This is a genomic window from Chryseobacterium phocaeense (assembly GCF_900169075.1).
GTDB lineage: Bacteria > Bacteroidota > Bacteroidia > Flavobacteriales > Weeksellaceae > Chryseobacterium > Chryseobacterium phocaeense.
In genome coordinates this window covers 751,447-768,783 of record NZ_LT827015.1, presented here as the reverse complement: position 1 = coordinate 768,783, position 17,337 = coordinate 751,447, and the positions used below count along the sequence as shown (strand labels likewise).

The window sequence follows — 17,337 nt, the reverse complement described above, 5'->3', positions numbered from 1 at the left end:
CGCAAAGACGCTAATGTCTTATAAAAAGCTGTTTTAGGCGCAAGGATTTTATCTCCGATAAAATTGTGTCCTGCTGCCATTGCCAGAAACGAAATACAGTTACTATTCTTGTTTTTACAGAAAATATTTGGTTCAATTGTGACTGAAAAATGCATTTCAGCAAAAAGCCATGATAGAACGACAAAACCTATAAACATTCAATTTCAAATCTTAAATAAAAAACAAGAAGCTCCGGATCTTCGATCCGGAGCCTCAATTTAATCACTCATTACACAATCTGGAATTAGAACTTCCAGCCTAATGTGATAAAGAAGTTATTTCTGTTATTTTTTACTTCTGATACTGCAAAGTAATCAGATGACATAATTCTGTTGGCAGAATAGTAAGCTGTATCTGTAGCAGGATCTCCGGTATTGATTCCTCTAAGGAACGGATTGCTGTAGGTAGATGTTACATACTGGTAAGATGCATCGATGTAGAATGATCTGAAATCATATCCTATACCGAATGAGGCTAGATTTCTGTTGTTAAGCATCATGTCGTTATATGACTTGTCAGATGTGGAAGCGTCAGGATTTACCTGGCTTACCGTCAAAGCATCGAAAGGATTGGAAACATAAGAATAACCTCCTCTCAATCTGAACTGCTTTACCCTGTACTCTGCCCCGATTCTTACTTCCGATACATTTTTATAATTGTCTTTAAAGAAATTGTTCAGCTCGGTTTCAGCACCTGTAATCACTTTATATTTAGGTCGTGTAAGTCCTAATGTATAATCTACGTTTAAAGAGAAGTTTTTGCTGGCTACAAAGGCCGCACTTACTGTCGCTTTAAGCGGCGTAGTAAGGTCCCTGGATTCCGTACCTGTTCCGTCTCCGTAATCAGGATCTTCATAGAAATTATAATCTCTGTCTATGCGCCAGAATGTAGGGGTTTCAATAGCACCACCGATTCTGAAATTAGGGCTCAGCTTTCCGATTACCCCTACTGTGGCTGAAAAACCGGAAGATCTTTCAAACATAGGAGTATTTTGTCTGTCAAAATATTCTATAGAACCATCTGATAAGGATTTGAAAGCTGCCGTATCATACTGGTCAATAGAGGCGTTGAAAAAATTAATTCCGGCACCAAGATATAAACTGTGGTTATAGTTCGCACCTACCCCAAAACTTGTCTTGGACAGATTTCCATATCTGTTATAGGCATGCCCTGCGAATGAGGCACTTTTATCAGTAAAATCTTTGATCACATCACTGCTTCCCGGAGACTCTATATAATTATCCAGCGACTGGTTGGAAAAATTGATCCCGATATTAATAAACTTCCATCCAGATTCAGACATCAGAGGAAAAGCGATAACACCTCCCACGTTTCCTAGGTCTGTATTGGTCTTACTATAGTCGATAGTAGAACCAGCCCACGTACTTTTATTTTTATTTCCTGCAATAGAAAGTGTTCCGGAAACTTCTCCCGAAATAGCCACTCCCAGACCTGCAGGGTTGGTAAGCAGGGAATTGGCATCACCTCCTAATGCCCCGTTAGCTCCGGCCATTGCATTAAATTTTGATGAACCCACCATTGGAGTACTGGAATAAACATCTGCAGTATTTCTCAATATAGAAACATCCTGAGCCTGCGCAAAAAATGCAGCAGAAATACTCATTAATACTAAAGATTTTTTTAACATTATTTTTTTGAATAGTTATTAAGTTTGAAATTATCTGCCGCCTCTGAAGCCACCGCCTCCGCCGCCAGATCTCATACCGCCGCCGCCACCGGAAGAACCACCTCTGAAGCCTCCTGAAGAGCTTCCGCTGGATCTGAATCCTCCGCTGTCATTGGATCTGAAACCACCATTGTTATTGTTGTTATAGTTCGGTTGAGAATTATAATTTGGTCTTGTCTGAGAATTTGAATTACGGAATCCTCCCGACTGTTGTTGTGGTCTGTAATTTCCGTTTCCACTTCTGAAACCTCCGTTGGAATTATTGGTTCTGTATCCACCGTTAGATCCGTTTCTGAAACCACCGTTGGTAGTACTGTTCCTGAAACCGCCATTGCTGCTTCCGCTTCTGAAGCCATTAGATGAATTCTGGTAACCGTTTCCGCTGTTTCTGAAACCGTTGTTTCTGGAGGTATTCGTTCTGTATACTGCATTGCTTAAACCAGGATTGCTGAATCCGCCGCCGCCGCTTCTTCTGTACACTGTTCTGTAGCTATTACCCCAGTAACCGCCGTTCCAGCCCCAATATGGGTAACCGTAACCACCGCCCCAGAATGGGTCATAATATCCTCCCCAATAAGGAGAATAGCCATATCCCCAGTAAGGATTTCCCCAGCCCATAGAGCCTCCCCAGCCCCAGCCGAATGATCCACCCCAACCGAAAGATCCGCCCCAGCCCCAGGATAATCCCATACCCCAGCCCCAGCCGCGGTTCATACCCCAGTACGGGCTATAACCACCATACCATCCCCATGGAGATCCCCAGGAATTGTCGTAATAGTTAGTCTCAGCTCCGGCATACATACCCCAGTCTGAATCGGTAGCATTTGTACTCCAGTTATTGTCGCTCCAGTTATTATATCTGTTTTCCTGCTCTCTTGAATTCGTCTGTGCATTCTGAATCACGTTGGAATCCTGATAGTAGTCGTAATTTTCTCCAACCCTGTTTCCGCCATCATTGATGATTACTCCTTCCGGCAGCGTATCTTTATTGGGGTCATAGTACACCCCGTCAGTCTCCGTGTACCCTCCCATCTGAGCACCACAGGACACAAGCAGTAATCCACCCGATATGGCTAAAATCCCTTTGGATTTTAACATACCAAGCAAATTTTTATGTATATTTCTTTTCATGATAACGTAAAGATTTTTAATTTAAATTATATTTGCAATCTGTACCAAAAATGTACCAAAACACCGGTAAATAAATCTATCAAAAATAGATTTTTATTTTTAGATTACAATAATGTAGAAAAGTTAAAAAAATTTTAAAAAAGAATGGCAAAATTAACCTCAAGAAGCGAAGATTACAGCAAATGGTATAATGAGTTGGTAGTAAAGGCTGACTTAGCTGAAAACTCTGGAGTGCGAGGATGCATGGTGATCAAACCATACGGCTATGCAATCTGGGAAAAAATGCGTGATGAAATGGACAAAAGGTTCAAAGAAACAGGTCACGTTAACGCTTATTTCCCGCTTTTTGTGCCCAAAAGCCTGTTTGAGGCAGAAGAAAAAAACGCAGAAGGTTTTGCTAAAGAATGTGCAGTAGTTACCCACTATAGATTAAAGACAGATCCGGACAATCCGCACAAACTGATTGTAGACCCGGATGCTAAACTGGAAGAAGAACTTATTGTACGTCCTACTTCCGAAGCCATTATCTGGAATACATACAAAAACTGGATTCAGTCTTACAGAGATCTTCCGATACTGATTAACCAGTGGGCTAACGTAGTCCGTTGGGAAATGAGAACCCGTCTTTTCCTGAGAACCGCAGAATTCTTATGGCAGGAAGGGCATACAGCCCATGCTACCAAAGATGAGGCGATAGAGGAAGCTGAAAAAATGAATGATGTTTATGCAGATTTCGCTGAGAAATTCATGGCCATTCCTGTAATCCAGGGATTAAAAACACCATCTGAAAGATTTGCAGGAGCTGATGAAACTTATTGTATTGAAGCATTGATGCAGGATGGAAAAGCACTTCAGGCCGGAACATCTCACTTCCTCGGGCAGAATTTCGCGAAAGCTTTTGACGTAAAATTCACCAATAAAGAAGGAAAGATTGAACATGCCTGGGCAACATCGTGGGGAACTTCTACCCGTTTAATGGGTGCCCTGATTATGACTCATTCTGATGATTTAGGATTGGTTCTTCCTCCTACGCTGGCCCCAATTCAGGTAGTGATTGTTCCTATCTTTAAAGGAGAAGAGCAATTGGCACAGATCAGTGAAGTGGCCCTTGACATTCAGGCTAAATTAAAAGCAAAAGGAATTTCTGTGAAATTCGATGATGATACGCACAACAAACCGGGATGGAAATTTGCAGAATACGAATTGAAAGGTGTTCCTGTAAGAATCGCCATGGGACCAAGAGATCTTGAAAACAAATCTGTTGAAATCGCAAGAAGAGATAATTTAACCAAAGAAGTTCGCTCTATAGAAGGTTTGGATTCTTACATCGAAGAATTACTGAAAACTATTCAGAAAGATATTTACGAAAAGGCATTTAACTTCAGAAAGGATCACATCACAAAAGTAGATACCTATGAAGAGTTTAAGAACGTTCTTGAGGAAAAAGGAGGTTTCATCTATGCACACTGGGACGGAACTGCTGAAGAGGAAGAGCAGATCAAGGATGAAACAAAGGCTACCATCAGATGTATTCCTTTGGATGACGACATTGAGGAAGGTATTTCCCTAATCAGTGGAAAACCGTCTAAAAGACGTGTATTGTTCGCAAAAGCATACTAAATAATTTTTTGTGATTTTCAAAAAATTTTGCGGGAAATTAAATAAATATTCAAGAAAAGTGACATTTGGACAGATTTTTGTTTAAATTTATGCAACATTAATCTAAAAAATAATTTATTATGTCTTTAAATGTCATTGATTTAATTAAAGGACAGTTAGGTCCCGCTTTGGTTTCACAAGCAGCTTCCCAGTTTGGAGAAAGTGAATCCGGTATCTCAAAAGCAATTGGAGGTATGCTTCCTGCTGTTGTAGGAGGATTAGCTAATAATTCCGATAACCCGGGTGTTCTGGATGCCATTTCCAATGCCCAGTCAAGTGGAATTTTAGGAAATTTATTAGGTGGTGCATCTGGCAACCCTGTAATTTCAAATCTGCTGACCTCTATTTTTGGAGACAAAATCAGCGGAATAGTAAATGCTATCGCTACGTATGCAGGAATCAGCAATAATTCTTCGAGTTCACTGCTGAATTTAGTAACAGGAGCTACGGTAGGTTCTATCGGAAAATATGCTGCTGATAATAATTTAGATAAATCAGGTATTTCAAATCTGCTGAGTGAGCAAAAAGGAATTGTTTCTTCGCTTCTGCCTGCCGGGCTTTCCCTTGCCTCCCTGAATATTGGTGACTGGGCTAAAGGTTACAAGTTTGACAATGATAATGATGCCATCAGAACAACAGCCAGCGAGGAGCCAAAAATAGAAGTAACAAGAAGTACTACAGCTGCAGGAACCAATCCTGACAGAAATAATAATGACGGCGGAGGTTCAATCTGGAAATGGTTGCTTCCGCTTTTACTTTTAATTGCTGCAGGGTATTTCCTTTGGAAGCAATGCGATAAAAAGCAGACCACCACTACCACTACAACTACTGATTCCACAGGATCAACAATGGATACAGCTGCTACCACAACTCCTGCGGACACTTCCGCTTCAACTACAACAGCACCGGCTACAAGAACAGATGAAAATATCGATCTTAACGGCGTGATGCTGAAAGGATATAAAGGAGGTATGGAAGATCAGATGATCACGTTCCTGAAATCCGGAAACTACAAAAATGCAGCTGATGATGCAGCATTGAAAGATAAGTGGTACGATTTTGACCATGTAAACTTTAAAATGGGAAGTTCTACTGAGCTGGAAGCAGGTTCTCAGGGACAGCTTGATAACCTGGTAGCCATCTTAAAAGCTTTCCCGGATGCTAAAATCAAAATCGGAGGATATACTGATAAAACAGGAAATGAGGCAGCCAACGTAAAACTATCCAAAGCGAGAGCTGAGTTCATTAAAGCAGCATTGGTAAAAGCCGGAGTTGGAGCTCAGGTTCTGGAAGCAGAAGGTTACGGAAGCAAATTTGCTAAAGTAGATGCTACAGCTTCTGATGCGGAAAGAGCTGCAGACAGAAAAATGGCAGTAAGATTTGCAAAATAGATCTTTAGAATCTTTAAAAATAGAATCCCGGGAATTCATTTCCGGGATTTTTTTAGGTCCTTATTTTTGTATTTATATTTATTTAATTAAATTTGTTAGTCATTTCTAACATTTATGAATTTTAATATAAACAACGCCTGGCGTAAAGATAAAACTTCCCACTCTTTATCAGAGGTTTATTCTTCGATAAAAGTACCACGCAAAGCCAATTTCTGGAGAAAATATTTAGCCTTCGCCGGTCCCGGACTGATGATTGCGGTAGGATATATGGACCCTGGAAACTGGGCAACAGATATTGCCGGAGGAGCTCAGTTTGGGTATACCCTCCTTTCAGTGATTCTTATTTCAAATATTTTTGCCATGGTTTTGCAGCATCTTTCCGTAAAGCTGGGCGTGGTTGCAGAGAGGGATCTGGCCCAGGCCTGCCGTGACCATTTCAACCCAACTACTAATTTTATCCTCTGGATATTCTGTGAAATAGCCATCGCCGCCTGCGATCTCGCGGAGGTAATTGGTTCAGCTATTGCCCTCAATCTGCTCTTTCATATTCCTCTGACCTGGGGAATTGTGATTACCACGGTAGATGTTCTGATTATTCTTTTGCTGCAGGCCAAAGGTTTCCGTTGGATCGAAAGTATTGTTGGTGGACTGATTTTTATTATCCTGGCCTGTTTCATCTATGAAATTGTCATTTCTCAGCCGGCTTTTAATGAAATCCTAGGCGGACTTGTTCCTCAAAAGGAAATCATTCAGAATCCAGCCATGCTTTATATTGCCATAGGAATCCTGGGGGCTACCGTAATGCCTCACAATTTATACCTACACAGCAGTATTGTGCAGACCAGAGACTATGCACGGGACCGTGAAGGGAAAAAAGAAGCCATCAAATTTGCAACACTGGACAGTACGGTTTCCCTGATGCTTGCATTTTTCATTAATGCAGCGATACTTATTCTGGCTGCCGCTACTTTCCACACGACCGGAAACAAACATGTGGCAGATATTCATGATGCCTACAAAATGCTGACTCCAATTCTGGGGGCTTCTATGGCAAGTATTGCCTTTGCCATTGCTTTACTGGCATCCGGACAGAATTCCACACTAACAGGAACACTCGCCGGACAGATCGTCATGGAAGGTTTTTTAAATATCCGTTTAAAACCATGGCTGAGAAGACTGATCACAAGACTGATTGCTGTAATTCCGGCTTTAATTGTTACCATTCTTTACGGTGAAGAAGGAACAACAGATCTGTTGGTATTAAGCCAGGTCATCCTGTCCATGCAGCTTAGCTTTGCGGTAGTTCCTTTGGTAATGTTTACGAATGACAAAGCCAAAATGGGAGAATTCGCCAATAAGCCGTTTTTAAAAGTGATTGTCTGGATTATTTCTATTGTGATCATTGTTTTGAATCTGTATCTGCTGTACCAGACTTTTACCGGATAAGAAAAGTGAATGGTCAATCGTCAATGGTGAATTTTTCCCAGATGGGATTATTCACTTGCTCACTTGCGAAGCAAAATTGACCTTTCACAACAATGAACTGCTGTGAATTGCTAATCGTCAATTATGAATTTTTTCCACACGGATTATTCACTTGCTCACTTGAGAAGCAAAATTGACCTTTCACAACAATGAACTGCTGTGAATTGTTAATCGTCAATGGTGAATTTTTCCCAGATGAGATTATTCACTTGTTCACTTGCGAAGCAAAATTGACCTTTCACAACAATGAACTGCTGTGAATTGCTAATCGTCAATTATGAATTTTTTCCACACGAATTATTCACTTATTCACTTACGAAGCAAAATTGACCTTTCACAACAATGAACTGCTGTGAATTGCTAATCGTCAATTATGAATTTTTTCCACACAAATTATTCACTTATTCACTTGCGAAGCAAAATTGACCTTTCACAACAATGAACTGCTGTGAATTGCTAATCGTCAACGGTGAATTTTCCCCACACGAATTATTCACTTATTCACTTGCGAAGCAAAATTGACCATTCACAACTTTTCAAAATCTTCTTTTTCTGCCTTAATGTCCATATTTTAGATTTGGCAGGTTCTTTGTCAAACAACTCTTTAAATAAATATTGAATTATGGACCATCAGGATATTAACGAAGAAAGCATCAATAATCAGGAAGAAAACAACATTCAGAACGAAGCAGCATCTGAAGAAAATGTGACAGCAAAACCTTCTGCAGAGGAACTTTTGGCAGAAGAAAAAGACCGTTACATCAGATTATACGCTGAATTCGAAAATTATAAAAAAAGAACGGCAAAAGAGAAGATGGAATTCTTCCAGTATGCCAACCAGGATATGATGATCTCTATGCTGGGTGTTTTGGATGATTTCGAAAGAGCTTTAAAAGAAATTGCCAAAAACGGAAATGCTTCTGACCTTCAGGGTGTAGAACTGATCTATCAGAAATTTAAAAACAGACTTACCGAAAAAGGCTTAAAACCTATTGAAGTAAACGCAGGTGACACATTCAATGTAGATTTCCACGAGGCTATTACCCAAATTCCTGCACCGTCAGAAGAGCTGAAAGGCAAAATCGTAGATGTTATAGAAACCGGGTATACTTTGAGTGATAAAGTGATCCGTTTTGCAAAAGTAGTAACAGGAAACTAAAATATAAGCAATAAGTAATCGGTAATAAGCAATATTACTGATTACCCATTACTAATTACTCATATAATTATGTCAAAAAGAGATTATTACGAGGTTCTTGAGATCAGTAAATCTGCATCGGCCGACGAAATAAAAAAAGCATACCGAAAAATGGCCATCAAATATCACCCTGATAAAAATCCGGGAGATAAAGAGGCTGAGGAAAAATTCAAGGAAGCTGCGGAGGCTTATGAAGTACTGAGCGACGACCAGAAGCGTGCGAGATACGACCAGTTCGGGCATGCCGGAATGGGCGGTAACGGAGGCTTCGGAGGCGGAGGCTTCGGCGGAGGTATGAACATGGAAGATATTTTCAGCCAGTTTGGAGATATTTTCGGTGGAGGCTTCGGTGGCTTTGGCGGTGGTGGCGGTGGACGCCAGCAGGTGAAAGGTTCCAATTTAAGGATCAGAATTAAGCTGAACCTTGAAGAAATGGTGAACGGTACCCAGAAAACCATCAAAGTAAAAAAAATGAAGACGGCAGAAGGTGCCACTTCAAAAACCTGTCCTACCTGTAACGGTTCCGGAGTTCAGCTTAAAGTGATGAACACCATGTTCGGGCAGATGCAGACGCAGACTACCTGCGGTACCTGCCAGGGAATCGGGAAAGTAGCCGATAAAATTCCTGCAGGAGCCAATGCACAGGGGCTGATTAAAGATGAAGAAGAAATCTCTATCAATATTCCGGCGGGAGCAAGAGACGGTATCCAGCTTAACGTAAGAGGAAAAGGAAATGATGCACCATTTGGCGGAGTTCCGGGAGATCTTTTGGTGATCATTGAAGAGGAAATAGATAAAACGATTAAGAGAGAGGGCGATAATCTTCACCAGGAACTCTATGTTTCTTTTGCTGAAGCAGCGCTGGGAACGAAAAAAGAAGTTCCAACGGTAGGTGGTAAAGTGAAAATTACCGTTGACCCGGGAACTCAGTCCGGAAAGATCCTCAGATTAGCCGGAAAAGGGCTTCCAAGCATCGACAGCTATGGCAAAGGAGATATGTTCATTCATATTAATGTATGGACGCCTCAGAAGCTTACGAAAGACCAGAAAGATTTCTTTGAAAAGCAGATGTCAAGCGGAGAAATGGTTGCAGAACCTTCCGGAAAGGAAAAAACTTTTTTTGACAAAGTGAAAGATTTATTCAACTAAAATATTTAAAAGAGACTTTTATGAGTCTCTTTTTTTTTGATCTAAAAATGTTTCGGCGCGGCTTCTACGAAGCCGCGCCGAAACATTTTTTATATTATAAGTTCCTTATTTTTTCTTTACTAAAGAAACAACACCTTTTCCCATTGTAAAAAGTGCTACAGCAAATAAACCGCCTATAAGTCCCAGAATAATCTCTTTTAAAATAGTAAGCAACTCATTGGAAGACCAGGAAGGCAGAATATGGTGAAAAAACTCAATTCTATGGGCAAAAATACCTCCTGCTACCATAATCAATGCAATCGTCCCGATAACGCCCAGAGCTTTAATCACAACAGGTAAAGCTTTCACTAAAAAATGCCCAAGCTTTCCAAAGAAACCTTTATCATTACTCTTTTTGATTAATTTAAATCCTGCATCATCCATCCTTACGATCAAAGCAACAATTCCGTAAACTCCTACCGTAGCGATAAAAGCAACCAGACTTGTTACCAGAATCTGGGTAATGAAAGGGTGGCTTTCTTCCAGAACTGTTCCCAACGCGATGATAACAATCTCAACAGATAATATAAAATCTGTGGTAATGGCTGATTTGATCTTTGCTTTTTCTATTTCTTCATCACTTTTTTCGTCTTCTATAATTTCTTCTACTACTTCATGCCCTTTCTTATCCCGGTGAAAAAGAAATTCTATGATTTTTTCAACCCCTTCAAAAGCAAGATACAATCCTCCTAAAATCAGCACATAATTAATTGCCGGGGGGTAAAGCCAGTTGAGAAAAAATACAACAGGAAGGATAATGAGCTTATTGATAAACGAACCTTTTGTAATAGCCCATAAAACCGGAATTTCCCTTGAAGAAAGAAAACCTGTAGCTTTCTCTGCATTCACAGCCAGGTCATCGCCCAGAATCCCCGCCGTTCTTTGTGTTGCTATTTTACTTGTAACCGCCACATCGTCCATCAGCGCTGCAATATCATCTAAAATTGCAAAAAAACCAGATGCCATATTTTTTAATGTTTTTTTAATGTATGTTAAGTGGAAGCAAAAATAATTATTAAAATCTATTTTTATTTGTTTCCGGATATTAATTTTAGATATTTTCTGATAACGAAGTGTTTATTTAAACAAAACTCTGCTTATTTTTACCCTGCTTTTCAAAAAACAAGACCATGCATTATAAACACTACACAATTCTTTTGGGATGTATCACTTTTATATTCACTACGTTCTGTTCTCCATTCAAAGCTCAAAAGGAAACAGATAACAATAAAGAAAAGCAGGAAAGAAAAAAACAGAAGATAGACAGTATTATCAAAGCTTATGTGGATATTAATAGGTTCAGTGGAACCGCATTGATTCACGAACAGCATAAAACCATATTTGAAAAGTCTTACGGCTGGCAAAATGCAGAAAAGAAAATTCCGAATCACAACAACAGCGTTTACCAGATTGCTTCTTTAACCAAATCTTTTACAGCATTAACTATTGTAAAGCTCAGCGAAGAAGGAAAGCTGTCGGTTAAAGATCCTGTTTCTAAATTTATTCCGGATTATACGAGAGGAAATGAAATTACTGTTGAGCATTTGCTTACACACACCTCAGGCATTTATGAACCCTTGCGAAATAAAGAATATTTTCGTCTGATCCATACCACAGAAAGTGTCAGCCAGGCTAAACTAATCTCTTTCTTCAAAGATGAACCTCTGGATTTTGAACCCGGAACAAAGTTTTCCTATACCAATTCCGGATATATTCTTCTGGGAATTATTATTGAAAAAGCTTCAGGGCTCTCTTATGAAAATGCAGTAAGAAAAATCATTTTAGACCCGTTGAAAATGAGCCATACCGGTTTTGATTATTCTGCACTCAAAAGCCCGGATAAAGCGGTTCCCTATGCCTTTCTTTCAAAAACAAAGCATAAGAAAGCAATAATATGGAACCCTGAATTGACTGGTGCTGCAGGACAGATCTACAGTACAGCAGAAGACCTGTACAAATATTATGAAGGGCTGAGGGATTATAAAATTGTTTCTAAAGAATCTTTCAAAAAAGCGACTACGCCATTTCTAAGCGGCTATGGCTACGGCTGGTTTATTGATGATCTTTACGGAAAGAAGGTGATCAATCACGGGGGAAATATTGAGGGGGCTACCAGCTATATGGCAATGTTTCCGGAAGATGACATCTGCATTATTTTGCTTAACAATATCACGAGTAAAAAACTGGAAAAAGCCGGTAATACTATTTTGGGAGCTCTTTTAGGCAAAACCTATACGCTTCCCAAACCCAAAAAAGAGATAACCCTTGACAACATAACGCTTAAAAAGTACGTGGGAAATTATAAGATTTCCGGGGAGGATATCATTCATGTCACTTTTGAAAACGGAAAACTGTTTTTTCAGGACAACAAAGGTCCTGTCCTGCGAATACTGCCGGAAAAAGAGAATTCTTTTTTTGTTTTTGATGATGATTATGACATCACATTTTCCCATGAGGATGGTAAAGATCTGATCCAGGTGAAAAACGGACTTGCCAGCAAGACTGCAGAAAAATTTTAAAATTTTCCGGGTAAAATCTAAATAACAAATCACTTTTACCCTTTAAAAATCATAACTTGATTTTCTTTCCTGAACTATTTTTTCAGTAATTTTAAGATATGAAAAAGCTTGTCCTCAGATACCATTTTTTCATTGTAGGATGCCTCAGTTTCCTGCTGCAGTCCTGCAATACAAAGTTCAGGGTTTGGGTTGGAACAGGTGGCCAGCAGAAAATTTACAATTTGAAGTACGGCGAGCATAAAAGACAGAAAATGGATGTTTTCCTGCCTTTGGATTATGCTGAAAATGCTCCTGTAGTCCTGATCGTGCATGGCGGCGCCTGGACGCTGGGGAAGAAAGAACATATGATCCAGGTTCAGAAAATGCTTTTCGAACATAATATTCCGAGCATTAACATGAACTACAGGCTGGTTTCCAAACGGAACAATATTACTTACAAGCAGCAGCTGGAAGATATAGGTGCAGCCATTGAAAAATTCAATTCTTTAGCTGAAAAAGCCGAATTACAGCAGGATAATTATATTCTTCTTGGGGAAAGTGCAGGCGGCCACCTGGCCCTGCTTTACGGCTACAGACATCCTGAACAGATCAGGAAAATTATTTCCATGAGCGGTCCGACCGATTTCTACAGCCCGGAGTATCTGAATTCGTTTTATTCAAAATACACTTCACCGACTTTCCAGAAGGTGGTGGGAATAAAATTTGACCGCAAAAACATATCAGAAGCTTTTAAAGAAGCCAGTCCTATCGCCAACATTTCCAATGTTCCAACCTTACTGTTTCAGGGAAACAATGACTTTCTGGTGAACCAACATCAGGGTCTTGCCATGGATTCTGCACTCACCAGGCTAAATGTACCTCATAAACTTATTTTTATGAAAAGAACAGGCCATGTTCCGAGGTTTTTCAGTAAGATAAAACGGGACAGCATTATTTATCCCAATATCCTTCAGTGGATCAGAAATTAGGGGCTGGAAGATCTTAAGAAGGAGGCCGGAAGTTACCGGCGGACGTTCATATCAGACATTTGAATTTAATTTTGATAAATTTAAGTGTGACTGGTCAGTTTCTGCTGCACAGGCCAATTGTGAATTCCCGGTTGTAAAATTCAAGCTTTCTGACTACATTCTCCCGAATAATCCGGATTAAAATAAAAAAGGCTGCTCGTAAGCAACCTTTATATCTATTTTATCGAATGACTATTCAAAATCCCTGTCTTCGTATTTTGAAGCAAGATCTTCTTTCTTTCCAAACACAAACTTAATGATTACCGGAAGGGTTGTTACCAGTACAATGATAATAATGATCAGTTCAAGTTTTTCTTTCAAATTGATTCCAAACTGTTCCTGGAAAAGTTTATCAAGATAATGCCCTGCAAAGATCAGGATGAAAGACCAAAGAACCGCACCAATGATATTATCTCTAAGGAATTCTTTTTTATCCATTTTTACAATCCCTGCAACGATGGGTGTAAAAGTTCTTACCACCGGCAGAAATCTCGCCATAATGATAGCTAATGCACCATGTTTTTCAAAAAAATCATGAGCCTGATACAGGTATTTTTTCTTGAACAGCATCGTATCTTGCTTTTTATATAAAGCAGGACCTGTCTTCACTCCGAAATAATATCCTACCTCATTTCCAATAATGGCGGCAAGCGCTACGCAGGAAGCAAGAATGGTGGTATCCAGAAAATCGCTCCCTGTGGAGCCGATAGTCTCTTTGATGATTTCAACGGCATAAATTCCCGACACGAACAGTAATGAATCTCCGGGCAGGAAAAAACCTACAAAAAGACCTGTTTCGGCAAAAACAATAAATAAAATAAGCCAGAACCCACCCATCTTAATATAAAACTCGGGATTCAGTAAATCTCTCCAGCTATTGAAATCTTCCATATATAACGATTAGCAACAAAAATAAGCGTAAAAAGTCTGAAACAAAAATTAATTATAAGTTTTTAACTAAAATACAGACATGATATTTTACAAGTCAAGGTCATCATCTGAAACCGCAGTTCCATCGGCCATCAGGAATGCTTTCAGGAAAGGGGTGATATTTCCGTTCATCACAGAATCCACATCTGACGTTTCATGGGCTGAACGCACATCTTTCACGAGTTTATACGGGTGCATCACATAGTTTCTGATCTGGCTTCCCCACTCTATTTTCATTTTATTGGCCTCGATCTCGTTTCTTGCCTTCATACGGGCTTCAAGTTCCATTTCATAAAGTCTGGAACGGAGAAGCTGCATGGCTTTTTCCTTATTCTGAAGCTGGGAACGGGATTCGGAGTTTTCAATGATAATCCCGGTTGGTGCGTGACGGAGACGAACGGCGGTTTCAACCTTGTTTACGTTTTGACCTCCAGCCCCTGAAGACCTCATGGTTTCAAATGAAATATCAGCAGGATTAATATTGATTTCAATGGTATCATCTACCAAAGGATACACATACACCGAAACAAAACTTGTATGGCGTTTTGCATTGCTGTCAAAAGGAGAAATCCTTACCAGCCTGTGAACTCCGTTTTCTCCTTTCAGGTATCCGAAAGCATATTCACCATCAATCTCAAGAGTAACGGTTTTCACGCCGGCAACATCTCCTTCCTGGAAGTTAAGTTCGCGGATTTTATACCCTTGCTTTTCAGCCCACATGGTGTACATTCTCATGAGCATTGAAGCCCAGTCACAACTTTCCGTACCGCCTGCTCCTGCGGTGATCTGAAGAACAGCAGAAAGCTCGTCCCCTTCATTGGAAAGCATATTTTTAAACTCAAGGTCTTCTATTTTTTCTACAAGCTGGGGGAATGTTTCATCCAGCTCTTTTTCGGAATCAGGGTCTTCTTTGGCAAATTCAGCCAGCACCTGCAGGTCTTCAAACTGGGTGCTGATCTCTTCATAGTCTTCCACCCATCTTTTTTTGGAACGAAGCTGCTTCAGAAATACTTCTGCTTCCTTTGGATTGTCCCAAAATTCAGGAGCTGCTGTCTTTTCATCATCATTTGCTATTTCGATCTTCTTTTTTTCAATCTGAAGGTATTTATATAAGTCACCGATTCTGGTCTGAACTTCTTTTATCTGGTCGTTGTTGATCACGAAATTTTATTTTATGCAAAAATACGGAATTTTTCGGGTTTGAGAGTGGAGAGTTTTAGAGTCGGAGGGTTTTAGGGTGAGAGAGTTTTGGAGCTAGTGAGGCTTTAGTTATGAATTTTTCAATGGTAAATTTAATTTCTGAAAAAATCTACTCATCACAGAAAATAAGATTAGAAAAAATCTTCTCTTTTCAAAATAAAAACAATAAACATACAAATAACATGTATTCCAATAACAACAGGCAAACCTTTCTTTACTGTAAATTTATCCAACACAAAACCATATAAAGGGAGTTGTAGCAGACCAATAACAAAAAAAGCTAAAAACACGTCTTCACTAAAAGAAGATCCAAGTAAACCAAAAGGAAAAATAAATAGAAAAGGTAAATAGGTTCCGTGTCCTCCACCAGCAAAAAATATTACCAGAGCTGCTAAAGGAATTGTTAGTATTGAAAGAATTTTCGTGTATTTATACATTGTTTGAGCTAATTTTTTTCAAATCCATGCCGCAAATCTATTTCTATATTAATTAACTTAAAATTATAATATGAAAATTTAATAAATAAGCACAGATACGTTTCAACTCTTTACACCCTAAAACCCTCCCACTCTCAAACTCTCTCACACTGAAACTCTCAAACCATATCCGCCATCATCTCCCCTATCTTTGGAGCCAGCGCTACTCCCATTCCTGAGAGCCGTACAGCACAGAACTGTCTTTCTGACAACTGTTTTACAATAGGTGTTTTTTCAGAGCCCATAGCCATAATTCCTGACCATCGTAAGGCTATTTTTACTTGCTGACCGGGAAGAATTACTTCTTTCAGGAATTTCTCCAAATGATTCTGCAGAAATTCTGTGGTTTCAAAAGCTGTAGTTTCTTCGGTTGTAAAGTCCTGATTCCGTCCACCACCCAGAAGAACCCTGTTTCCAAGGTTTCTGAAATAGTAAAATCCTTCATCGTAATGAAAAGTTCCTTTGAGCTTTAAACCGTCGATGGGTTCCGTCAAAAGGATCTGTCCCCGCGCCGGAATAATTTCCTCTTTTTCAAGGAATTTTGAACTGAACGCATTCGTACAATAGATAACTTTATCCGCTTTCACAGAAAGCTTTCCGGAAAGATGAATCTCTGTTTCGTCAGTATTTTCATCAATTCTTTCTACTTCCGTTCCGAAAAGAAACTCTACTTTCAGCTCATGGCATTTTTCCAAAAGCTTTTGCAGCAGCTTCCCTGAGTGCAGGCTTCCTTCGCAAGGGTTTTCTATCAGGAATTCAGACTTTCCCAGACCAAATTCTGCTATCTTTTGCTGATTCAGAACATAGGTTTTATCGAGGCCGGTGATTGTTTTCAGTTTCTCATTAACGAGATCCAGCTGTTGTAAAGGTTCATCATCATTCAGAATTTCATAGCCGCCGGTAAGCTCAAAATCTATTTCGTTATTTCGGAAATATTTCCTGATCTTTTCAAGACCTTCAAACCTCATCTTCACCAGTTCCAGAGTTTTCTCCCAGCCCATTTTCTGAGCATCAGCAATGACTTCGGTAAGACTTCCAAAACAGGCAAAACCGGCATTTCTTGTAGAAGCTCCCAGCGGAACAGCATTTCTTTCGATAATCAAAACTGATTTTCCAGGGTATTTTTCTTTAATGGCTATAGCTGTCCAAAGCCCGGAAAATCCGGCCCCGATTATAATGACACCCCTTTTTCTGTAGAAGGTTTCCTGTTCCCAGATGCTGTTCATTTTTTTGTACAATGTAAAATGTAAAAAGTATTAATGCATTAATGACGAAGAGTAGAAGATTTCAGTGTGTAAAGAGCCTAGAATCAGGAATAAAGAATAAAGAACAAAGAATCAAGATCCTGATTTACATCCCGAAAACCCATAACTCATAACTCATAACTCATAACTCATAACGCTCTCACTCTAAGCTCTAAAACTCTC

Annotated in this window: 14 protein-coding genes; 7 read left to right on the top strand and 7 right to left on the bottom strand. The window is 39.6% G+C overall.

Going from position 1 to position 17,337, the window contains the following annotated elements; all coding sequences use genetic code 11:
• Positions 1–283: 283 nt before the first annotated feature.
• Positions 284–1,663 (bottom strand): OmpP1/FadL family transporter, encoded by a 1,380-nt coding sequence (locus B7E04_RS10215; protein ID WP_228439896.1) that lies wholly within the window; start codon positions 1,661–1,663, stop codon positions 284–286.
• A 54-nt stretch (positions 1,664–1,717) separates the two neighbouring features.
• A complete protein-coding gene (locus B7E04_RS10210) occupies positions 1,718–2,824 on the bottom strand; it encodes a prolyl-tRNA synthetase (protein WP_228439894.1) in 1,107 nt (368 codons plus the stop codon).
• Between the two features lie 177 nt (positions 2,825–3,001).
• On the opposite strand from B7E04_RS10210, the gene proS reads away from it, so the two are divergent.
• The 5 genes from proS (at position 3,002) to dnaJ (ending at position 9,739) form a co-directional block, all read left to right on the top strand.
• A complete protein-coding gene (gene proS / locus B7E04_RS10205; protein ID WP_080778551.1) occupies positions 3,002–4,477 on the top strand; it encodes a proline--tRNA ligase in 1,476 nt (491 codons plus the stop codon).
• Between the two features lie 119 nt (positions 4,478–4,596).
• Positions 4,597–5,907, top strand: a complete 1,311-nt coding sequence (locus tag B7E04_RS10200; RefSeq protein ID WP_080778550.1) for an OmpA family protein — start codon at positions 4,597–4,599, stop codon at positions 5,905–5,907.
• 114 nt (positions 5,908–6,021) lie between these two features.
• On the top strand, positions 6,022–7,353 hold the full coding sequence (locus B7E04_RS10195) for an Nramp family divalent metal transporter (protein ID WP_080778549.1): 1,332 nt from the start codon (positions 6,022–6,024) through the stop codon (positions 7,351–7,353).
• Between the two features lie 661 nt (positions 7,354–8,014).
• Positions 8,015–8,551 (top strand): nucleotide exchange factor GrpE, encoded by a 537-nt coding sequence (locus B7E04_RS10190; protein WP_080778548.1) that lies wholly within the window; start codon positions 8,015–8,017, stop codon positions 8,549–8,551.
• A gap of 69 nt (positions 8,552–8,620) precedes the next feature.
• A complete protein-coding gene (gene dnaJ / locus B7E04_RS10185) occupies positions 8,621–9,739 on the top strand; it encodes a molecular chaperone DnaJ (protein WP_080778547.1) in 1,119 nt (372 codons plus the stop codon).
• Positions 9,740–9,844: 105 nt separating this feature from the next.
• Here dnaJ and B7E04_RS10180 read toward each other — a convergent pair whose 3' ends face one another.
• Entirely contained in the window at positions 9,845–10,744 is a 900-nt protein-coding gene (locus tag B7E04_RS10180) for a DUF808 domain-containing protein (RefSeq protein ID WP_080778546.1), read from the bottom strand.
• A 164-nt stretch (positions 10,745–10,908) separates the two neighbouring features.
• On the opposite strand from B7E04_RS10180, the gene B7E04_RS10175 reads away from it, so the two are divergent.
• The gene (locus B7E04_RS10175) at positions 10,909–12,297 is read left to right on the top strand and encodes a serine hydrolase (protein WP_080778545.1); all 1,389 of its coding nucleotides are present in this window, start codon (positions 10,909–10,911) and stop codon (positions 12,295–12,297) included.
• Positions 12,298–12,395: 98 nt separating this feature from the next.
• Positions 12,396–13,265 (top strand): alpha/beta hydrolase, encoded by an 870-nt coding sequence (locus B7E04_RS10170; protein ID WP_080778544.1) that lies wholly within the window; start codon positions 12,396–12,398, stop codon positions 13,263–13,265.
• Positions 13,266–13,496: 231 nt separating this feature from the next.
• Here the strand turns inward: B7E04_RS10170 and B7E04_RS10165 are convergent, their stop codons facing one another.
• The 4 genes from B7E04_RS10165 to B7E04_RS10150 form a co-directional block, all read right to left on the bottom strand.
• A complete protein-coding gene (locus B7E04_RS10165) occupies positions 13,497–14,195 on the bottom strand; it encodes a DedA family protein (protein WP_062652685.1) in 699 nt (232 codons plus the stop codon).
• Positions 14,196–14,282: 87 nt separating this feature from the next.
• On the bottom strand, positions 14,283–15,395 hold the full coding sequence (gene prfB, locus B7E04_RS10160; RefSeq protein ID WP_080778543.1) for a peptide chain release factor 2: 1,113 nt from the start codon (positions 15,393–15,395) through the stop codon (positions 14,283–14,285).
• Positions 15,396–15,565: 170 nt separating this feature from the next.
• Positions 15,566–15,871, bottom strand: a complete 306-nt coding sequence (locus B7E04_RS10155) for a hypothetical protein (RefSeq protein ID WP_080778542.1) — start codon at positions 15,869–15,871, stop codon at positions 15,566–15,568.
• Between the two features lie 158 nt (positions 15,872–16,029).
• The gene (locus B7E04_RS10150) at positions 16,030–17,136 is read right to left on the bottom strand and encodes an NAD(P)/FAD-dependent oxidoreductase (protein WP_080778541.1); all 1,107 of its coding nucleotides are present in this window, start codon (positions 17,134–17,136) and stop codon (positions 16,030–16,032) included.
• Between the last annotated feature and the right edge of the window lie 201 nt (positions 17,137–17,337).